Origin of the sequence: Halomonas getboli (genome assembly GCF_023094245.1) — a bacterium.
GTDB lineage: Bacteria > Pseudomonadota > Gammaproteobacteria > Pseudomonadales > Halomonadaceae > Halomonas > Halomonas getboli.
In genome coordinates this window covers 1-511 of the sequence record NZ_JALMEW010000018.1, presented here as the reverse complement: position 1 = coordinate 511, position 511 = coordinate 1, and the positions used below count along the sequence as shown (strand labels likewise).

At 69.9% G+C, this 511-nt stretch carries 1 protein-coding gene; it reads left to right on the top strand.

The features are described from left to right. On the top strand, positions 1-511 hold a 511-nt coding region (locus MYL53_RS17185), incomplete at both ends, for an Ig-like domain-containing protein (RefSeq protein WP_247855292.1).

The window sequence follows — 511 nt, the reverse complement described above, 5'->3', positions numbered from 1 at the left end:
CCCGACGGCAGCGATCCGAACGACCCGATCACGGTCAACGTGACCGCCAGCATCACCGACAACGAAGGCGACCCGGCGACGGACGCCTTCACCGTCACCTTCCTGGATGACGGCCCGGTGGCGGCCAATGACAGCACCACCACCGCGGAAGACACCCCGGTGACCTACAACGTGCTGGGCAATGACACCCAGGGCGTCGATGGCGCCACCGTCACCGGCATCGTCTCGACCACCGGGGCCGGCAGCGCCGTGGTGACCGGCACCGACAGCGTGACCTACACCCCGGCGGCGGGCGAGGAAGGCAGCATCGACGTGGTCTACGAGATCACCGACGGCGACGGCGACACCGCCCAGGCGACGCTGACCATCGCCATCGGCGCCGATTCCACCCCGACCGTGACCGTGGCCGACGCCAGCGTCGACGAGACCGGCGGGCTGTCGTCCGACACCCAGTCGTTCACCACCAGCTACGGCAACGACAGCGCCGGCACCCTGTCGCTGAGCGCGACCG